The organism is Microcoleus sp. ARI1-B5 (assembly GCF_036705795.1).
Taxonomy (GTDB): Bacteria; Cyanobacteriota; Cyanobacteriia; order Cyanobacteriales; family Microcoleaceae; genus Microcoleus.
The window spans coordinates 87,536-107,227 of record NZ_JAUBVK010000024.1 but is presented as its reverse complement, the minus strand read 5'-3'; the positions used below and the strand labels follow the sequence as shown (position 1 = coordinate 107,227).

Sequence of the window (19,692 nt, the reverse complement as noted above, 5' to 3'; positions counted from 1 at the left end):
AGTTGGTTGACTTAGAGACATTCTTCTTAGTCTCTCCCAATTAGATTGGGGATACCGTGTTGACTGCCACGGCGCACACACTTGGAGATGTCAGCATCCAGCACATATTTGGCTTTTTGATTGACGCTGACAAATATTGCCTGTATCGCATCGTGACAGGAACGCCCCGGTCTAAAACCGTATGAGTTAGGCTCGAATTTAGCCTCCCACTCCGGTTCTAACGCTAGTTTTACTAACGCTTGCAAGGCACGGTCGTTTATTGTGGGTATTCCTAATGGACGTTTTTCATTCGTACCATGCTTGGGAATCATCACCCTTCGAGTGGGTTTTGATTTTCCGGTAAGTTTCAAACGATTTACCAATTTTATACGATGCTTTGGGGTCAACGATTTAATCCCGTCAACTCCAGCCGTATTTTTTCCTTGGTTATCCTGTGTTACCCTACGAACCGCGATACACTTGGCAGACCAAGACCTAATCAGGGTCTTTTGTAGTTTGCTCCAGGGCTTTAACATCACCACGCTCACTCGCTTGATAGATTCGTTTTTGCAACTTGAAAGTTACCCGTTCTAGCTTGCGCCAATTCAGGTTTTTCCATTCCACCGTCAGATTGTTCTGCGTATTAGACATATATATTGCTACTAGGACTCCATCTTTGGAATTACCCTGTATCTGTCAGCATATCTTTGTCATTACAACATAGCATTCGCTTTTGATACAATCCCTCTCTCTTAAATCATTCGTTAGCTACTTACTGGTTATCGACCTTACCAGAGACTTAAGAGAGTTACTTCGTTCCGATTACACATTGTTAAAGTCTTTAGCGTGATGCTCTCCACCGGGTTTATTGGGCGGTGCTTATAAGTCGGCTGTAAAACCGCTTATGCCCCTATCCTTGCCTTTTGGCTTGGTGTTAATCGGTCTTTACCGTGTTTTTCAACGGGTTTATCCTGATTTCAGCCATTACACCATTGGTCTTCACGATGGTTCAAACACATCTTTGCTTTCGCTACACATGGACTTTTTACTCGACAGTTACCGGGTTGGCTTAAGCGTAGTTCTGCCTTTTACCCCCGCTTTAGCCTGCTAGTTGCTACCCAACAAACTAGGGGATATGTTTTCACCTCAGCACTTGAGGGGTAGGATTTGGGCTAAACCCGCACCTACAAATGTAATCAGCTATCACCAGTCTTATCAACTGGGTTAACCGTCCCGTAAGCCTTTCAACTTACTTTAGGTTAAACGAATCGCACGTACAGTTAGACCGCAGGCTTCTTTTTCCTTTTTTTCAAAGGCTTTTTTGAGTGACGGAGTTCCCCCGCCACTTTCGTAACTCAATCCAATCTTCTTTATAAGTTTGGCTGAATTTTCATCTCGATCCAAGGATTCTCCACACTGACAAGAATGCCACCGATCTGATAATTCTTTCGGAACTTTGTTGAGGCAATCCCAGCAATGTTGAGAAGTGCCTTTGGGGTCAACAAATAGAACAGTTTTACCTAACTTCCCAGCAACATATTTGAGAACGCTGGCGAATTGTCCGTGAGCAGCATCAAGCATGGATTTGTTCAAGCCACTTTTTGCTGACTGGCCGTTCGGCAAATAAACCAAATTGCCATTCTCAATGTCAGTTTTAGGCTGCGTCTAGTTAGATTTTTAACACTCAAGTCTTCAACAACTAAAACTTCACACTTGCTAAGTAACTCATGTGCAGTTTTGAATTGAAAATCTAATCGGGATCTAGCTACGAACTGATGGAGTTTGGAAATCTTGTCCTTGATAACTTTCCAAGGCTTAGAACCCTTAACTCTATTAGCTAACTTCGCTTGAAGTCTTGCTAATTTCTCAGCCGACTTCCTTAAAAACCTAGGATTCTCAACCCTTTCGCCATTGGATAGGTAAACGTAATTGGTTATTCCCAAATCAATACCAACAGTATTTTCGACCGTCGCTTGAATTTCTGCAACCGTTACGGGAACCGTTTTATCTTCTAGCGTCATGGAAATATACCACCCATCCGCTTCTCTGATAACTGTACCCGTCTTAACTTTGAACTTTGTTGGTATTGGACGGTGGAAAACCATAGGCACTTGACCTATTTTGGCGAGACTAATACAAATCCTATCTTGCTCGTCCTTGACAATATCTAAGTTATCTAGTTGAGGATAAGTGAAGGATTTGTAGTAGTGAAGCCCTTTGAATCTGGGCTGACCTCTACGATTGCCGTTTTTATCGGGCGTGGTGAAATTTGAAAAGGAAGTTTCAACTCTGTTGACGACATCTTGCAAAACCTGAGAATCCAACGCTTTGTAGTCAGGAAATAGTTTTTTGGTGTTTTTTAGCTCGGCAATTTGTATCGTTTGCCACTGTACATATCCGCCTTCAATGTTCGAGAAAACATCACCTTTCTTGGTCAAAGAATTGCCTGACTCATCCTTTTTTCTGCCGTCCCTAGTTTGCACCCTAGTTAAGGGAATATTTTGATAAATTTCCTCAATCGGGACTATCGAAACAATCAATGGGCAAGCATTTATGGGTGTTCTCGTTGCTTCCCACCACCTAAATCTTTCTCCAAGTCGGTAGTTGTACTGCCTGCGACAAAGTTCTAAGTGAGCCACAATCGTTGTTAGTTGGGCTTTTGTGGGTTTGAGGCGGTATTTGTAAGTGAGTTGCATTTTTAGCTTCTTTTTTTCGACCTTTGCACAGTATAGTCTGTGTATGTCCAAAATGCAACACCGAAAACAAAAAACATGAAGAACGACTTCGTGGCAAACGCCCGCTCGGTTTCAGACCTCAAGGCTCATTTAGTCCTGTGTACCAAATATAGGCGCAAGGTGTTCAATGCTCAAATGCTGGCTCGACTTAATGAAGTGTTTGCCGACCTCACTGAAAAATGGTCGTGTAAGCTCATAGAATTTAATGGTGAAGAGGATCATATCCACTTCTTATTTCAGTATTACCCGCAAATGGACTTGTCAAAATTCGTAAACAATATCAAGTCTGTAGCAAGCCGCCGACTTAGGAGTGAATTTCCTGAAAGGGTGAATGAGTTTTATCACAAAGATGTTCTATGGAGTAGTTCTTACTTTATTGCATCTTGTGGAGGTGTTACCGTTTCAACACTTAGGAAGTACATTGAGAATCAAGACACTCCCGAAGATTGATTCGTAGTAGGTAAGTCTAATTGTCGGCTTCCGTCCCTCCATCCGACGAGCCTTTCATCCCTGCGGTAATTCATTCGGGGTACGGGGCGCAGCGCTCAGATTCATCCCCTCTGAATATACGCCCGGGACTTCCCGGCTGGCAGTTAAAAGTCGCATATCTGGGTAGGGAGACGGCAATGCCCACAGGTGTCAACAACCAGTTCAAACCTACTATCAGTATACTGTCTGACGATTAATGCCCGATCGCGTGAGTGGCCCCCCTTGTGAAGCCTGCGGTGTACGCACAACTTCTAAAAACCTTACCTAGTAATAGTTAACCCAAAATCAAGGATTTAAAAAATAAATTTCCATGACTTTGGGTTTATTTGATTTCCAACTCGACTTGTGTGTACACCGTAGCTGAAGAAGGGGGGCAAGAAAGAGCATTCTTTCAGTTGAAGCTATTAGCCGACAGAGCATTTATGGAGACAGAAGTTAAATGCGATTCCTCCTAGATACAAACATTTGGTAGGGACACAACACTGTTCATTAGTGTCAACAAACACGTTAAATGTACTCAGAGACTGCTGTTTACCGCCGAGATCCGATCCCCCCTACTCGACCCCTACTCCCCTTCAAAAGGGGAGTAGGGGGTGGGACAAGATTCCGATCGACAGTCAACCCCTACTCCCCTACAACCAGGGGAGTAGGGGTCGAGTAGGGGGTATGCGAGGGGGATCTGGCAAGAGGCTACAAACGAGAGATAAAAAGTTTTCAGGCGATTGTTGACACATATGCGGCATCCCGCGTCGCTACAAACCAATCATCATCACTCCGCGCTAAGAGCCAAACCTGAAACCACAGGGGCGATCGCATTTAACCTCAAAACAGGATGATCCCCTTCCACCTGTCGGCAATTCCAGTCATTTCTAAACAGCAAAACAGGCCGGCCCCAACTATCTTTCACCGTCACCGTATTAAACAGCCGTCCAACTTTTGCCAGCGCATCCCAACCGCCGTCAACCCAGCGAGCTACACTGTAAGGCAACATATCGATCGTCGTTTCCACATTATATTCCGACTGCATTCTGAACTGTACCACCTCAAATTGCAACTGTCCCACAGCAGCCAAAATTGGCTCGCGTTTCGACTCATCAACCGAGTACATAATTTGCACAGCGCCTTCTTCCTGCAACTCCGAAACGCCCTTGCGGAACTGCTTAAACTTAGAAGGATTGGGATTTCTCAAAAAAGCAAAAAGTTCGGGAGAAAAACAGGGAATCCCTTCATATTCCAGTTTTTGCCCAGTATAAATAGTATCGCCGATCGCAAAAACCCCCGGATTGTTCAAACCGATCACGTCGCCCGGATACGCAACTTCGATCGACTCCCGATCCTGAGCAAATAACTTTTGAGGTCTTGACAAACGCACCGTTTTACCAGTTCGAGCGTGAGTCACGTTCATGTCCTTTTCAAACTTGCCCGTACAAACCCGAATAAACGCCACCCGATCGCGGTGTCTCGGGTCCATATTCGCTTGCAATTTAAACACAAACCCGGTAAAATCTTCATAAGTTGGCGGAAGTTCCCCGGCGCTGCTGTTGCGGGCGATCGGTTTCATAGCGTAATCTAAAAACGCATCTAAAAACAGTTCGACCCCAAAATTGCTCATCGCGCTGCCAAAGAAAACAGGCGTCATTTTCCCAGCCCGAACCGAGTCTAAATCGAGTTCAGTTCCCAACTCATCCAGCAGTTCCAACTCTTCTTTGAGCTGATAGTAAAGGTCTTGTTCCAACAAATCCTCAATGCGCGGATCGCCCAATTCAATTACAGTATCAACCGCCGCGCGAGAACCGTGTTTAGTCCGCTCGAACAAGTGAATTTTGCGCTTTCTGCGATCGAAAACACCTTTAAAGCGATCGCCCGTACCTATCGGCCAATTTACCGGATAAGTCTGCAACCCCAATTCCTTCTCAATTTCGTCCAACAAATCCAAAGGATCTCTGCTGGGGCGATCGAGCTTATTAAAGAAAGTAAAAATAGGCAAACGTCGCAATTTACAAACTTCAAATAACTTGCGAGTTTGCGGTTCCAAACCCTTAGCAGCATCCTCAAGCATCACCGCATTATCAGCAGCAGCCAGAGTACGATAAGTATCTTCACTAAAATCTTGGTGTCCCGGAGTATCGAGCAGATTAATGTGATAATTTTGATATTCAAACTGCAAAACAGTAGAAGTAATCGAAATTCCCCGCTGCTGTTCCATCGCCATCCAGTCAGAGGTAGCGTGTCGCTGAGCCCGCCGCGCTTTCACAGAACCTGCTTCGTGAATTGCACCTCCGTAAAGCAGCAGCTTTTCTGTCAAAGTAGTTTTACCCGCGTCGGGGTGCGAGATAATCGCAAAGTTGCGCCGGTGCTCAACAGCAGTTTGCAGTTCAGTTTCGAGTTCTGTTGTCATCACAAATTAGGTAGGGGAATCATCACCCGATCGCCATTATAGCCTGTGCTACAGTTGCTATTAAAGGTAAAATTATCACTAAAGTCAAGGAATCAAAGTAATATGTACGACTCCGACAAGCGGAAGCTGCTATCACTGGTGTGTCACGGGGCGATTTTTTTCAGCACGTTACTGTTCTCGATCGGAGCGCCGATCGCCGTATTGTTAGTATCAGATGACCCCGTTGTCAAAGAAAACGCCACAGAAGCCATCAATTTTCATCTGAATGTATGGGTGTACAGCGCTGTGATTGTGGCGCTAACTGTGGTGACTTTCGGGCTGGCCGGCTTTTTCCTAGTGCCCCTAGGTTATTTGCTGCACTGGGGACTGACAATCATGGCTATCCTCCACGTTTTGCAAGATCCCAATCAACCTTACCGCTACCCTTTTATTTTCCGAATTGTTTAGACAGCAAATCGCGCTTCACCATCGATAAAAATAACCCGGTTTCTTCTTGAAGAAACCGGGTTTTTAATTGTTTGATAGCAGAAGAAGGAAGAAGTCCGATGGAAGTCGGAAGAAAAGAAAGGGTTTTAGCAATTCGTAAGGCGCAGTAAGCACTTTACGGAAGAGAAATTGTGCCTAATTGCCAATCGAATAAAACACAATTACCAATTACCAATTCCCAATTACCAATGCCCAATTCCCAATTCCCAATTCCCAATTCCCAATTCCCAATTCCCAACATTCATCGCATTTCAGCAACTCTCACAGGATCTGTCGGCGGCATAACCGCCTCTTTAGCATTCAACTTTAGATTCAACTCGCGAATCCGGCGCGACAGCAAGCGAATAATATTCACAGCAATTCCCGGCGTTTCATCGATCGCATCATAGAGCTGCATTTGAGTCAGCATCAAACACTCCGATTGTTCCAGAGTGCTAATAGAAGCCGATCGAGGTTCCGCATCAAACAGCGACATTTCCCCGAAACAAGCCCCCGCCTTCAACTGTGCCAAATCCCGATCGCCTATATGCACCCGCACCGTACCCGATACCAAGATATAGAGCGATCGGCCTTCTTGTCCTTCCGTAAAAATCCTGTGCTTGGAAGGAAACGAAAGTTCATCCATTACCGATGCTAGACGCACAAGAAAATCATCCCGCAGTTCCTTAAAAATCGGAACTTCCCTGACAAACAATAGGCGTTCGACGCTGGTTAACATAATGCGATGCAGTGATTAATTTAGACTTTAACAGGGAATTGGGAATTGGGAATTGGGCAAACAGGGCATTGGGAATTGGGCAAACAGGGCATTGGGCATTGGGCAAACAGGGCATTGGGCATTAGGTATTGGCCAAACAGGGAATTGGGAATTGGGCATTAGGTATTGGGAATTGGGCATTAGGTATTGGAGATAGTTTCTGTTTGTTCCTTCTTGCTTCTTCCTTCTTGCTTCTTGCTTCTTCCTTCTTCCTTTTTCCTTCTTGCTTCTTCCTTCTTGCTTCTTCCTTCTTGCTTCTTCCTTCTTGCTTCTTCCTTCTTGCTTCTTCCTTCTTCCTTCTTTACCTTTTTCCCCCAGCACCCAACTCTGCCATCATCTCTTCAACTTGAGCTGATACCAAATTATCGGGGTCATTTTGCAGCCTCGGCAACAATTCGAGCAAAGCCCGCGGCGAAGCTATTTTCAAATAGGCTAACACTGCTTCGCGGACAAAACCCGTCGGGTGCTGCAGACAAACGAGAGTTTGTTGGGCGGTAAGGCTCCAGCGCGCTTCCCTCGCCAAGTGAAAACAGCAAGCTAAAGTCCAATCCGAAAGGAAGTGGCGCAATTCTAGCAAGCGGCGCAAACGATCGCTAGGAGCTAGAGGTTTGTAAACCATCAATTCAGAGAGATTGCTCAATTTTTCTCTTTCCGAGTGCTGATCCAACAAATTGATGAGCGATCGCTTCTTAGCGATATCCACAGTATTGTCGAGAATTTCCAATCCCCTAGCCACCAAAGAAGGTTGGCCGGAAGCAATGTTGAAAGCAGCGGCTTGTACGGTGTCGAGCGGATAAAGAAACTTCATCAGCAAAAAACACCGATCCTTAGCATCAGCTTCCAGCCCCGCCAGAGCCCGCTGCAACAATTGAGCCGTATCGTTCCCAGGTGCTCCGGCGCTGTTGGCATCTCGATCGGAAAAATTGCCGTAGGTTGTTACCCCAGACAAATCTACCAGAGCTGCATAAATTTGACCGATAAACATCAACTCCTGTTCGATGAGAGTTTCCAAGCCGCTGCGGCCGATGCGGTCTAGAACCCCTTCTATCCCCGCCTCCGAAGGCATTTTCAACAGGATGCGGAGGATGTTGCGCCTGGTAGTTCCCCAAGCCGTCATCAAATTGCTGACCAAAATGTCGATCGCCTCCACAGTCCCAATTTGACCCAGAGCCGTCCAAGCTTGCAACCTGACCAAATCCGACTTGTGGATATCCTCAGCCAAATAGACGAGCAAAGGAATGGCATCGTTGTGAAGTTTGACTATCGCCTGCAAAGCCGCTTCCCTAGTGGATTTGTAACCGAGTCCCCGCAGCAGCGAAGGATAATATTCTTCCGAATGAGTAGACGAAATCACGTCTAACAGAGCGCAGCGCACTCGCAGAGATTCATCTTGCAACAGATTGGGGATGTACAGCCGCAGTCCTTGCAAATAATCAGCCTCTCCCAGAGCCCGCGTCCCCATCACCCGTTCCCGCTCCAGCTTGTGGGTCAGCATTTGGCGCAGCGTGTTAGTAGCCTCTGCCTTTTGCTGGCGATCGCCCCTTCTCATAATTAAAGCAGCCGCCGTACCCCGCACCACCGGATCGACGCTCGGCTGCAAGTAAGGCCGCAAGCTGTCAATATTCGGTTCAGCCTCCGTCAGCCAGATGTAGCGCAAAGCCAAGGCCAGCACCTCCGGCGGCAAGGATTGCTGCGAGAGTGCGCGGACAGCTTCTAAATATTCCGGGTTCGGGTGTTGCAGCATAGTTTCCAAGCTCTGGCGCTGCAGGGGTGGAGACAGCGAATCCAGGATGGGAGCGAGAACTTCTCCAACATTTTTGGGGTCTATTTGCGTCAGCAGTTCTATGCAAGAGCGCTTTTCATCTTCGCCCCCCGGCTTTTCCAGAGTTTCCACCACTGCGCGCTTGAGAGCTTTAAGGTCAACGTCCGTGACGCCCAAGCGCCCCCGTTCCGCACTTTTGACCAACAAACCCACGTATTGAGAGCGGATCAGCCAGACTACAAACAGCCACAGCAAAGCCAAAAGTACGATCGCGCCAATAAATATCAAGCTTTGGTTGTCGTGAAATGTCTTTTCCTCTTGGTTGGGGAGTATCTTCTCTGTCACCCACAGCATAATCAGGATGCCGACTCCTGTAGCTCCGCAGGACAAAGGTTCGCCCACACCGTTGACCAGAGTTTGAATTCCCGATCGAATATTGTCGGGAATCGGTTGGAATAAAACCGGGCTAACGGTTTCCAACAGCGTGTAGTGCAGCAGTTCGTCTAAAAATCTCAGCAATATCAGTCCGATGAACACAGACACTAGCTGGCCGAGCGATGCTCCTACGGTCAGCACCCCGAGGATCGCGATACCCGCCGGCAAAATCATCGCCGTCACGAATACACCGATTCTTTCTACCAAGCGGCTGGAGGCGAACCACTGAGTCGCCACTTGAAACAAGCCTTGTATGCCTTCGTAAATGCCCAGGAAGCTAGCGATCCAGCTAGCTCCGCTAGCACCGTCTGCTGGGTTTTGGTATTCTAGCTGGCTGTAGAATTGGAAATCTACCAGGACGTAGAGGACTTCTGCGAGGACGAAGAAACTGACTAGAGGTACGGCGTATTTTTGCAGCGGGCCTGTAACTTTGCGGGCGGTAAATTCTTGTTGGTCGTCGTCTTCCTCGTCATCTGTCCAGTGAGCCGTTTCCGGGAATGCTTGGCGGTATTTTTCCGTCAGGTAGTACAGCAACACCGAGCCTGTCGCCACCATCAACCCCGATATCAGGGTAACGTTTTTGAGTCCGACTACGTACAGCAACACCGGCAGAGAAAACCCGCTGACTACTCCAGCCACTAGATAGCCGCTGCTGACTAGCGGATAGGTGCGCTTGATTTCTCTAATGTTAAAAAGTTGGTTGGAAGTGATGGAAGTATTCAGGTCGTTGAGGACATAGCAAGCTTCCACCCACAGCCACATCAAAAAAATAGTAATAAAAGCGATGCTGATGCCAGCTATCTGAGTATTTTCGTAGCCGATGCCGAATCTAAACAAAAATAGCGGTACCGACATCATTGCCAGAACAACTACGACGGTGCGCCTCAGCGGCAGGATTTTTTGCAGCCACGAGTAGACAAATCCCAAACCCGAACCGATAAAGGCGCTGGCTATGTAGATAAAGGGCATTTTGTCGGCACCGAATTCGTCTAGGAACAGACCTACCGTGCTCAGTTCCAGCCAGATCAGCCCGACGGATGTTAGAGTGTAGACCAGGAACATCAGTACGGTTCGCTCTACTTCTTCCGATCGCAGGTTGAGCGATCGCAGCACTCCTTTTCCTGCTCCCGCGATCGCGCCCATTTGAAAATTTTCCATGCTTCTGGTGCGTAGATATCCCGATTTTAGATTTTAGATTTTAGATTTTAGATTTGCTCCACAGATGCAATCTAGGAGCCCGAACTTGGGTCTAAAGTTTTTGTTTTGACCCTCCGCGACTATAGTCGGAAACCTATATCCGTTTTGGGGCGTGGCAATTAGTCTACCGTCACCAGTCTATTACTATTGACTGATGACTGATGACTGATGACTAATCACTCATAACTATTTTTTCGGCGACAGCAGCATCATCATACTGCGTCCTTCTTTTTTCGGGGCTTGCTGCACTTCTGCGATTTCCTGCAAATCTGTGGCCATGCGCTTGAGCAAGTCCTCTGCTAGATTGCTGTGTTGGATTTCCCGACCTCTGAACATGATCGTGGCTTTTACTTTGTCCCCAGATTTAATAAAGCGGTCTGCTAGCTTCAGGCGCACTTGGTAGTCGTGTTCTTCAATTTTGTAGCGCATCTTCACTTCCTTCACGTCAGCAGTGTGCTGCTTCCGCTTCGCTTCTCGCGCTTTCTTTTCCTGCTCGAATTTGTACTTCCCGTAGTCCATTACCCGGCATACGGGCGGGTCAGCTTTGTCGCTGACAAGTACGAGGTCGAGTTCTTTTTCTTCTGCCAGACGCAGCGCTTCACTAGGCGTCAATATCCCTAGTTGCGCGCCGTCGGTATCGATCACCCGGATTTTGGGGTATCGAATGTTTTCGTTGATCTGGGGTAGGTTGCGATTTTGTCTTCTTTCAATCACAGGCATGAATGGTTTTACAAGCAGTAGTTTAATATTGAAGCTTCTTGATAGTTACAGGTTCTCGCGGCCAATATTTCACTTGGGCGATGGAACTGTCTGTTTTGTCAGGTGTTACCCTTACCGGACGTACTACCGCGCCCTGTCTCCCCTCAGCTTCATCGTTGGGGAATATTTGGACGATCGTAAATGAATTCTTACAATACTTGCTATTCTACTCAGTCTGGCTGAGTTTCTGCGTAGTTTTATTTTAACTTCACACACGATCGCCCGAAACAGAGCCTGATTGATGACAAAACCGTCAGAACTTCCGGGTCAAGCCTTAAAAATGAGGTAAAACAGCTTTTCATACCCCGCCCTACCCAGTGCAGCCAGTCCCCAAGTCGCCTGAGTTGCCTTGTAGAATAGGTATAACCAAGTGTAAATTTATGTTGCGAGCTGAGGCAAAATTGACAAATTCTCTGCAATGGCACCAACGGGTGGGAACTCAACGAGACTGGGTGTGGCGGGGCTGGCAAACTCGGTACAGTTTTTTGCGGCCAGCTTTGGGGCAAGATCGAGGCGCGATCGCATTTCCAGATTCCCAGGCCGAACCAATCGCCTCCGCCACATCGAGAACACCGATTATTTTACTGCACGGGTTTGGAGCTTCGATCGGTCACTGGCGCCAAAATCTCGCCCCCCTCGCCGAAAATCACACGGTTTACGCCTTGGATTTGTTGGGTTTTGGCGCTTCCCAAAAAGCTCCGATCGACTACGGCGTGTCGGTGTGGGTCGCTCAAGTTTATGATTTTTGGCTGACTTTTATCCGAGAGCCGGTAGTATTGGCAGGAAATTCGATCGGCTCGTTGATTTGTCTGGCCGCCGCGGCAGCTCACCCGGACATGGTGGCCGGCACGGTGATGATTAGCCTCCCAGACCCCTCTGTGCGAGCCGAGGCGGTGCCCGGATGGCTGTTACCTGCGATCGAAGCGGTTGAAAGTTTGTTTGTTTCCCCGCTCATACTCAGGCCTCTGTTTTCTTTAGCCCGCAAGCCTTCATTTGTCCGCCGCTGGGTCAGCTTTGCCTACGCCAACCCGGAAGCTGTTACCGACGAATTAGTGGAAATTCTAGCAGGGCCTGCGGGCGATCGGGGAGCCGCCCGCGCCTTCTGCGCTTTATTTAAAGCTGTAGGCAGCTCACAATTCGGCCCCGGTGTCAAGACTGTACTGCGAAATTCAACAATCCCGATGCTGTTAATTTGGGGCAAACAAGACCGGATGATTCCCCCTCGCCTCGCCCGGCCCCACCAATTTGTCGAATGCAATCCCAAGTATGTAGAGCTAGTTGAATTAGACAATGCCGGTCACTGTCCCCAGGATGAATGCCCGGAACAAGTAAATCAAGCAATTTTGAACTGGATGAGCCGGAATTTTGCCGCTACGGGCGATCGCCGCCAATTGCAGCGCTGTTGATTAGACACGTGGCGTTGCTAATTGACCAAAATAACTTGCCGGTATCGCTCCGGCTCAAAAATAAAGTTGTTAGAAGTCGATCGCACCCGGTGGCATGGTATTACAAAGTTTCCCTCACTTGAGAGTCAGTCGATTTTCCGATTGAAGATTTGAGATTGACTGTAGGGTCACTCATGGGGGCCAGAACTAATCTCTAAACTTTTTTGCTCTCGGCGACTCTGGACAGAAAGCGAGTCTCCGTCTTTCTGTCAGGCCATTTATCTACTTTTATTTATCGTCGCTTTTTTCACAAACTCAGAGATTGACACAATCGCCAAGATAGTGTATCTTCTCTAACTGGTAGTATTATATACAAGTTATGGAGTTAGTCGAAAGGCAGGTCATCAAACCAAATCACAGGTTTTATCCAGAAGCCGATCGATTATTTTTGCTGTGCAAAAATCTTGACAACTGCGAGAGCTATATCTACCGTCAAAACTTTTTCCGTCAACCAATCCATGCTCTGGCTGTCGATCGTGCACGATCGACAGAGTGTTAATCACAAAGCATTGCCGGCCAAGGAAACACAAAACACTAAGAGGGTTAATGCAAAAAGCATGGACTAGCGATCGTAGTGTCACCGGGCGCGCTCATGCTCGCCTGGAGCCCAACTAAATTTCAAGCAGCACCGAAAATCCCTTCATCATAAAAATTAAAGAAAAAAAGATAGAAGGGGCGCTAGTAGTTGTATTTAGCTGTCAAGCGGTCAGCAAAAAGGCTTGGACAAAAGGATATGCCAGTTGGTTGGGGACTAACATTTAGTGGCCTTCAAAAGTTACCTCAATATAGGAAATCCGGATTGTTACCGAGGTAGGTTGTTAAGTTGTCAAAGTGGTGTAGGAAAAGTGAGAACAAAATGCAACTGTCAAGCCGATTATTACCCGGGCAGTAACGAGCTTAGCCAATATTAAAGAGCTATGCAACCCCTCCCTTGAAGAGCAGTAAAATTCTAGCTTCTAATTTGTACCTTCTACCTTCTAGCTTCAAGAAACACCTTGTTTCTTGCTCGTAAAAATAAATACCTTCCCTTGTACCAGCAATCTTTCAGTCAGCTTATAACCGATCGCCCCCAAATATACGGGAAAGTTCAAAAATGCCATAATCTGGGATTTTGGATGATTTTAACGCATAAAAAAGTCAATTGAGCCAACAACTGACGGCCCCCGTGCCCCCGGTCTGCTGGCGGCTAACTGCTGAAAGCCGATCGGGCAAGCAGCACCCTTCCAGCTTTGAGCAGTAACGCAAACAAGGAAAAAACTGTCGTGAAATTCCACTGGCTACTACCGAGTTTCTTAAGTGTATTTTTGCTCGCCGGAGCCGCCGAAGCCGCCCGACTGCAATCTTGGCGGTTTGAGGCTTCAGAGAACCGGCTTTACATTACAACAGACGGGGGAGTGCAACCCAAGGCTCAACTGATTTTTAACCCGACGCGGTTGGTAATCGACTTACCGGGGACAAGTCTGGGCCGTCCCTCGGTCAGCAAACCGCTCTCAGGGGCGATCGAATCTGTGCGAGTAGGGCAGTTTGACGACGATACAACCAGAATTGTAGTCGAGCTCAGAGACGGGTTTACACTAGACCCCCAGCAAGTAAAATTCCGGGGGATTTCTCCCAGCGAGTGGACAGTAGATTTGCCAACTCCGGTGCGCGCCGCAACTCAAAATCCGATTTCAGAACCCGGGGGAGAAAGGTTATCGGTTGAACCTTCAGCACAGGAAGCCCAGTCTGCCGAGGCGACTGTAGTTCAGAACGTTGAGGTGACGGCGGACGGTTTTTTAGTCCGCACAGCGGGCGGCAGCCCCCAAATTAATTTTCAACAAAGTCGGGCCGGGGACATCGCCACCCTCGATATTGAAGGAGCTACTTTAGCTCCCGGTGCGGGCGGCCAACAGCCTCAAACCAACGGCAAGCACGGGGTTGAGAAAATAGAAGTCCGGCAACTGCCAACAGAACCGCCCGTTACCCGCGTGACTTTGCGGATGAAGAGTTCTAATACTCAGTGGCGCGCGTCTGTGAGCAATTCCGGCTCCGTTGTGCTATCGCCCGGAGGCGCGAGTCCGCCAATTCTCACGCGCGAGCGGCCTATACCTGTTGGGAGACCAGCTCAGGGAAATTTAGCGAGAGTTCAGTCAATTGATTTAGCCAGTAACGGCACGCAACTGGTGGTGAGAACTGACCGCCAAGTCTCCTATACCAGCGGGTGGGACCAGGCGTCGAGAGCTTACTGGATCAGAATCGCTTCTAGTTCCCTGGCGGGGCAAATTCCTCAGCTCGATGGCAACAGTCCTGTATCGTTTACTGCTAGCCAGGAAGACGCGGAGACAGTGGTGATTTGGGTGCAGCCGCGATCGGGGGTACAGGTAGGCAGGGTGACGAGGCCGAACCCGCAGTTGCTGTCTTTGCAGTTGCGATCGTCCAATGCTAGCGCGCAGGCTCCTTTGATCCGTGCTGCCAATCCCCAGCCGTTGCCGACAAGGACTCTCGGCTCGGGCGATTTGCCCCAAGCTTCTAACCGCCGCGTCGTGATAGCGATCGATCCGGGCCACGGCGGCCGCGATCCGGGTGCAGTCGGGATTGGGGGCATTCAGGAGAAGGAGATTGTTTTAGATATCTCGTATCAGGTGGCGAGGCTGCTGGAACAGCAAGGCGTACAGGCCGTGATGACTCGGACTGACGACAGCGAAATTGACCTGGAACCGAGAGTTTCTTTGGCGGAACGGGTGAATGCTACTTTGTTTGTCAGCATTCACGCTAATGCGATTAATATGAGTCGGCCTGATATTAGCGGGATTGAGACTTATTATTTCGATAACGGGGAAGGTTTGGCCCGGGTGATTCACGCCAGTATTTTGGACGGGACGGGGGCGACTGACCGCCGGGTGCGGCAGGCGAGATTTTATGTTTTGAGGAAGAGTTCTATGCCTTCTGTTTTGGTGGAGGTGGGTTTTGTCACGGGTGCTGAGGATGCTGCTAAACTTTCTGACCCAGCTTACCGCAGTCAAATGGCCGCTTCGATCGCTCGCGGCATCTTAGTTTATCTTCAACAAAGATAATGGCCAAACAGGCCAAACAGGCCAAACAGACCAAACAGGGCATTGGTAATTGGTAATTGGGAATTGGTAACTAATGACAACAGACAACAGACAACAGAGAACAGACAACAGACAACAGTCAACAGTCAACAGTCAACAGACAACAGACAACAGTCAACAAAGAATCGGTATTTTTGACAGCGGTGTGGGCGGTTTGACTGTTTTGACACAGTTATACAAACAATTGCCCAACGAATCCATACTTTATTTTGGAGATACGGCAAGACTGCCTTACGGCACTCGGGCGGCGTCGGAAATTGTGCATTTTGTCCGCGAAATTATGGCCTGGCTCGTGGAACAGGATGTGAAAATGGTGATTATGGCCTGCAACACCAGCTCTGCTTTGGCGATGGAGATGGTGCAGGCTGAGTTTGATATTCCAGTGCTGGGAGTAATTCTGCCGGGGGCGCAGGCTGCGGTGCAGCAAGGCAAGCGGATCGGAGTCATTGCAACTCCTGCTACGGCTGCTAGCAATGCTTATCGAAATGCGATTTTGGAAATGGACGATTCTTGCCGGGTATGGCAGGTTAGCTGTCCGGCTTTTGTGCCGCTGGTGGAGCAAAACCGGATTCACGATCCTTATACTTCTGAGGTGGCGCGAGAATATTTGGCTCCTTTGATTCAGCAGCGGATTGATACCCTGATTTACGGCTGCACTCATTATCCGCTGTTGGCTCCCGTGCTGCGATCGCTTTTGCCTGCTGGGGTGAATTTAATCGATCCGGCAGTGCGGGTGGTGGCTGCTGCGGCGAGAGAATTGGAGGTTTTGGGGCTGCGGAATGCTGCGGAAGCGCTGCCGACTCGTTTTTGCGTGAGCGGGCTTCCGCAGCAGTTTGCGGACTTGTCGGTGCAGTGGCTGGGCTGTACTCCTGCGGTTGAGAAAATATCTCTGCCGACTGTTGTACGTAGCGAAGCGGGGCGTAAGCCATCGCCCGTATCCGTGGAATCTGTCGAATAAGCCGGAAAATTTATCGCTCGCGCGATCGCACAAATCTTCTTGCACCAGTTTCCCAAAGGAATGCAACTGTAGGCACACTCGAAACCCTTATGTGACAAGTCATTCCCCATTCTTTAATCCCCAATCGAAAATCCCCAATCGAAAATCGTATCACCCCCCACATCCCAGACGCGAGCGGGATTTGGGGGGTTTAATTATTGCGATCGAAGGTAGCAATGAGACATCATTTTGTAATAAGATTTAACAAAAGCTTTGATGAACAATGCAAATAACGTCCTATATGTGCTGGAGCTATTCAGCCTTGAACCATGTCAACCTATATATCGCAAGCAGTTTTACTTGTAGACGGCTATAACATAATTGGACTTTGGCCTCAACTCCGAGAGAAGCGCGATCGCGACGAACTCGAAACAGCTCGCCGCGAGTTGATTGAGGTTTTAGTTAACTACAGCGCTCTTCAAGATTTTGAGGCCAGACTGGTATTTGACGCTCACTATCGAGATACTCCCAGCGTCAAAGAGATTATTACTAAAAATTTATCAGTGCACTACACTGACTTCGGTCAGACGGCAGATACTTATATTGAAAAGTCTTGTGCTAGTTTGCGCTACGAGTTGCGATCGGTCAAAGGCAAAGGCCGCATGATTGTCGCCACCTCAGACCGAGCGCAGCAATTGACCGTAGTCGGCTACGGTGCCGAATGGATGTCCGCCGAACAACTAGCCGCTGATGTAGAATCCACCGCCCGCCGCAGCGAGCGCCAGCACAAATCCCGCAAACACAATTCCAGTCGCTTTCTGGCCAGTTCCCTCGATCCTGAATCGCAGCAGCGCCTCGCCAGAATGAGAATGGGGCTGCATTAGCGGCCCAAACCCGCTTGCTGTATGACAAAAAAAAACTTTGTCAAAGGCCTTGCCAAATCCTCTAAGTTCAGGTACTGTTAGTAAATGTGGGTTGCAAAAACCCCCAATCCTCGGTAGCTCAGTGGCAGAGCGGTCGGCTGTAATGAATGCAAGCCTTTGGCACCAACCAAAAGCCCTAGTGACATAGCAGCTTTATCCGGTAACGGGTACTGAAAAATCGGGTGAATTCAAGGAAACCGCATCACTTCGGGTGGCGGCAATCTTGAGCCAAGTCTGGCAAAAGGCAGCGGTTGCGATCGCAAGTAGCCGGAAAGGTGCAGAGACTAGAGATGAGGAGCCTAACCGATAAATCTCACAGCGCCCGACATCCCGCGACAGATGATAAGTCTGCGTTCTAGGGATGATGAAATAGTCCGCGCCCTTCGGAAACGTTGGGATAAGTGTAACCGATTGGTCGTAGGTTCAAATCCTACCCGGGGAGTTAGTAAAAGTCTGAAGTTGGAATTTTCCAGCTTCAGACTTTTTGTTTTTAAGATTTGAGATGCTTTGGGGTCAAGCTTTCTTGTAGCGCCTTAATTCTAATCCCTGTGAGTGTGAATTAATTCACCTTCAATAGGTATGGAAATATTCAACTTTGACAACTCCGGGTTCAACATCGCCTTGACAATACCAGAACTCACCATCACCTCCAAACAGCCAAGGGCTTGATGAAGTGCTACCTGAGCGTGTTGCACAGAGAAACGCTCCCTAAACATCAGCACCAACTGCCGATAAATTTGTTCAATGTAATCAGTGCGGCTCAAAATGTCAATCAGCAAACCATAGAAACCTGTAACAGGCAACCGCTGACCGTTCTTAACATAACACTTGATCCTGTTAATTTCACCAGCATTATAAACAGCTACAAACTCAACATCAGCCTCCACTAGGTCTAACTGAAACACATTGTACGCCGAAAGTAGCCAAGGAACCTCCTCCTTTGAAAAGCGCTGCATCACCTGTTTCATACAACCCAAATCAAATCCAGCAATCACCGCTTGACCCAAAATATCATTGGTAAATCCACCTTGAGCTAACCACCGGAAAGCTTGTTCCGGGCTTAAATTCAACCCAGCATCCCGCGCAATTTCCCTTGAATGTTCTTGTAAATCAGTGAATTGACCGTTAGCAGCGTACCAATAATCAGCGAAGCGAATATGCTGTTCAACTCGGCTCCGTTGATTGTGGTCGTATTGAGATTTCAGCCAGTTGCCGTCGTATTTCTGCTGCTCTTGCTCTAATGCCAAAATCGTGTAAGCCAATTCACGGGCACCGGTATGAGCTAAAGTCATGCCCGCCGATAAAATCGGGTCAGCAAAACCAGCAGTTTCACCTACCAAAAACCAATTTTCTCCTACTGTTTTATCAGCCAAAAAAGACCAATCTTTTGTAGTTTCAATCTTTCCCGTACTGGTAGCATTAGCGATTAACTTGTTGATGCGAGGTTCGCTATTGAGGGCTTCGGTATAGATATCCTCTGGTCGCTTTTTCAGTGACTTATAATGTTCCGCAGGGCAAACGAAGCCGATACTGGTGCGAGTTGGGCCCAAGGGAATGAACCAAAGCCACCCGTGACTCAAACTCATTACCTGTATCCGGGTGCCGCCAACGCCAATTTTATCGCCCCATTCAGCGTTTGTCCAGTAGTCCCAGATAGCTATATTTTGCAGCCGCGTCGGGCTGTGTGTCTCGATGCCCAAAGCTCGCCGCAGCACGCCAATGTGGCCGGAGGCGTCGATGTAGTAGCGGGCGGTTATTTGTTCTTGCGATCGCACGTGCAAAGCCGTAATCCGATCGCCCGCTACATCTACCTTAACAACCGGCGTTTCTTCTCTGACTAAACATCCCATCTCTTCCGCGTGGCGCAGCAAAATTTCATCATATTTTGAGCGATCGACTTGGAAAGCAGTTTGCCGTCTCTGTCCCTCAAATTTAGCAGGCCGCTGTTCATCTTTAAACAATTCCGGCTTAATGAAATTAAAATCCCAAGGCTGTGGATCGGTTCCCCAGCGATAGATTCCACCAATTTTAATCGGGAAGTTGGCAGCTTCTACTTTGTCCCAACATCCCATTTCCTGAAGCACATCACTAATTTGAGGCAATTGACTTTCCCCAACGTGATCGCGAGGGAATTTTTCTTTCTCTAAAATTAGCACGCTTAGATGGGGATTGTACTTCTTGAGCAGAGTACCAGCAGTGCTCCCAGCGGGGCCGCCGCCGACAATAACAACGTCGTAATGGCTCATATCAAATAAAGGTAGTAGATGCTGAATTTGGACACTGACGAAACATCGCGCG

The 19,692-nt window shown here is 48.2% G+C and carries 15 protein-coding genes and 1 pseudogene; 6 read left to right on the top strand and 10 right to left on the bottom strand.

Annotated elements, in window-relative coordinates; translation table 11 throughout:
* Positions 1 to 68 precede the first annotated feature (68 nt).
* The 3 genes and pseudogenes from QUB63_RS26515 to QUB63_RS26505 all read right to left on the bottom strand — a co-directional run.
* Positions 69 to 630, bottom strand: a pseudogene (locus QUB63_RS26515) (reverse transcriptase N-terminal domain-containing protein); the annotation flags it as partial.
* 603 nt (positions 631 to 1,233) lie between these two features.
* Positions 1,234 to 1,572, bottom strand: coding sequence for a transposase (locus QUB63_RS26510; RefSeq protein ID WP_332948348.1), 339 nt, complete (start codon positions 1,570 to 1,572; stop codon positions 1,234 to 1,236).
* Positions 1,569 to 2,675 carry an RNA-guided endonuclease InsQ/TnpB family protein gene (locus QUB63_RS26505; protein WP_332948347.1) on the bottom strand — a complete coding sequence of 369 codons (1,107 nt, stop codon included), beginning with the start codon at positions 2,673 to 2,675 and terminating at the stop codon, positions 1,569 to 1,571. The genes QUB63_RS26510 and QUB63_RS26505 overlap by 4 nt, the downstream gene beginning before the upstream one ends.
* A gap of 75 nt (positions 2,676 to 2,750) precedes the next feature.
* On the opposite strand from QUB63_RS26505, the gene tnpA reads away from it, so the two are divergent.
* Complete coding sequence (gene tnpA / locus QUB63_RS26500; protein ID WP_332948346.1) at positions 2,751 to 3,164, top strand: IS200/IS605 family transposase; 414 nt, start codon at positions 2,751 to 2,753, stop codon at positions 3,162 to 3,164.
* Between the two features lie 808 nt (positions 3,165 to 3,972).
* Here tnpA and prfC read toward each other — a convergent pair.
* Positions 3,973 to 5,601 (bottom strand): peptide chain release factor 3, encoded by a 1,629-nt coding sequence (prfC, locus tag QUB63_RS26495; protein ID WP_332948345.1) that lies wholly within the window; start codon positions 5,599 to 5,601, stop codon positions 3,973 to 3,975.
* A 102-nt stretch (positions 5,602 to 5,703) separates the two neighbouring features.
* Here prfC and QUB63_RS26490 point away from each other — a divergent pair, with 102 nt between their 5' ends.
* The gene (locus QUB63_RS26490; protein ID WP_332948344.1) at positions 5,704 to 6,048 is read left to right on the top strand and encodes a DUF4870 domain-containing protein; all 345 of its coding nucleotides are present in this window, start codon (positions 5,704 to 5,706) and stop codon (positions 6,046 to 6,048) included.
* 154 nt (positions 6,049 to 6,202) lie between these two features.
* On the opposite strand, the gene QUB63_RS26485 is transcribed toward QUB63_RS26490, so the two are convergent.
* From QUB63_RS26485 to infC, 5 genes are all read right to left on the bottom strand, one after another.
* Positions 6,203 to 6,328 carry a hypothetical protein gene (locus QUB63_RS26485; RefSeq protein WP_332948343.1) on the bottom strand — a complete coding sequence of 42 codons (126 nt, stop codon included), beginning with the start codon at positions 6,326 to 6,328 and terminating at the stop codon, positions 6,203 to 6,205.
* Complete coding sequence (locus tag QUB63_RS26480) at positions 6,329 to 6,805, bottom strand: Crp/Fnr family transcriptional regulator (RefSeq protein WP_332948342.1); 477 nt, start codon at positions 6,803 to 6,805, stop codon at positions 6,329 to 6,331.
* A 27-nt stretch (positions 6,806 to 6,832) separates the two neighbouring features.
* A complete protein-coding gene (locus tag QUB63_RS26475; RefSeq protein WP_332948341.1) occupies positions 6,833 to 7,165 on the bottom strand; it encodes a hypothetical protein in 333 nt (110 codons plus the stop codon).
* The gene (locus QUB63_RS26470) at positions 7,146 to 10,199 is read right to left on the bottom strand and encodes a HEAT repeat domain-containing protein (RefSeq protein ID WP_332948340.1); all 3,054 of its coding nucleotides are present in this window, start codon (positions 10,197 to 10,199) and stop codon (positions 7,146 to 7,148) included. Before QUB63_RS26470 ends, QUB63_RS26475 begins: the two co-directional genes overlap by 20 nt.
* Before the next feature lie 225 nt (positions 10,200 to 10,424).
* The gene (gene infC / locus QUB63_RS26465) at positions 10,425 to 10,958 is read right to left on the bottom strand and encodes a translation initiation factor IF-3 (RefSeq protein WP_332948339.1); all 534 of its coding nucleotides are present in this window, start codon (positions 10,956 to 10,958) and stop codon (positions 10,425 to 10,427) included.
* Positions 10,959 to 11,377: 419 nt separating this feature from the next.
* Here infC and QUB63_RS26460 point away from each other — a divergent pair, with 419 nt between their 5' ends.
* From QUB63_RS26460 to QUB63_RS26445, 4 genes are all read left to right on the top strand, one after another.
* The gene (locus QUB63_RS26460; RefSeq protein ID WP_332948338.1) at positions 11,378 to 12,403 is read left to right on the top strand and encodes an alpha/beta fold hydrolase; all 1,026 of its coding nucleotides are present in this window, start codon (positions 11,378 to 11,380) and stop codon (positions 12,401 to 12,403) included.
* A gap of 1,301 nt (positions 12,404 to 13,704) precedes the next feature.
* Positions 13,705 to 15,495: an N-acetylmuramoyl-L-alanine amidase gene (locus tag QUB63_RS26455; RefSeq protein WP_332948337.1), complete on the top strand. Its 1,791-nt coding sequence runs from the start codon at positions 13,705 to 13,707 to the stop codon at positions 15,493 to 15,495.
* A gap of 73 nt (positions 15,496 to 15,568) precedes the next feature.
* Positions 15,569 to 16,492: a glutamate racemase gene (gene murI / locus QUB63_RS26450; RefSeq protein WP_332948336.1), complete on the top strand. Its 924-nt coding sequence runs from the start codon at positions 15,569 to 15,571 to the stop codon at positions 16,490 to 16,492.
* A gap of 308 nt (positions 16,493 to 16,800) precedes the next feature.
* A complete protein-coding gene (locus QUB63_RS26445) occupies positions 16,801 to 17,355 on the top strand; it encodes an NYN domain-containing protein (protein WP_332948335.1) in 555 nt (184 codons plus the stop codon).
* Positions 17,356 to 17,933: 578 nt separating this feature from the next.
* Here the strand turns inward: QUB63_RS26445 and QUB63_RS26440 are convergent.
* Positions 17,934 to 19,640, bottom strand: coding sequence for an NAD(P)/FAD-dependent oxidoreductase (locus QUB63_RS26440; RefSeq protein WP_332948334.1), 1,707 nt, complete (start codon positions 19,638 to 19,640; stop codon positions 17,934 to 17,936).
* Between the last annotated feature and the right edge of the window lie 52 nt (positions 19,641 to 19,692).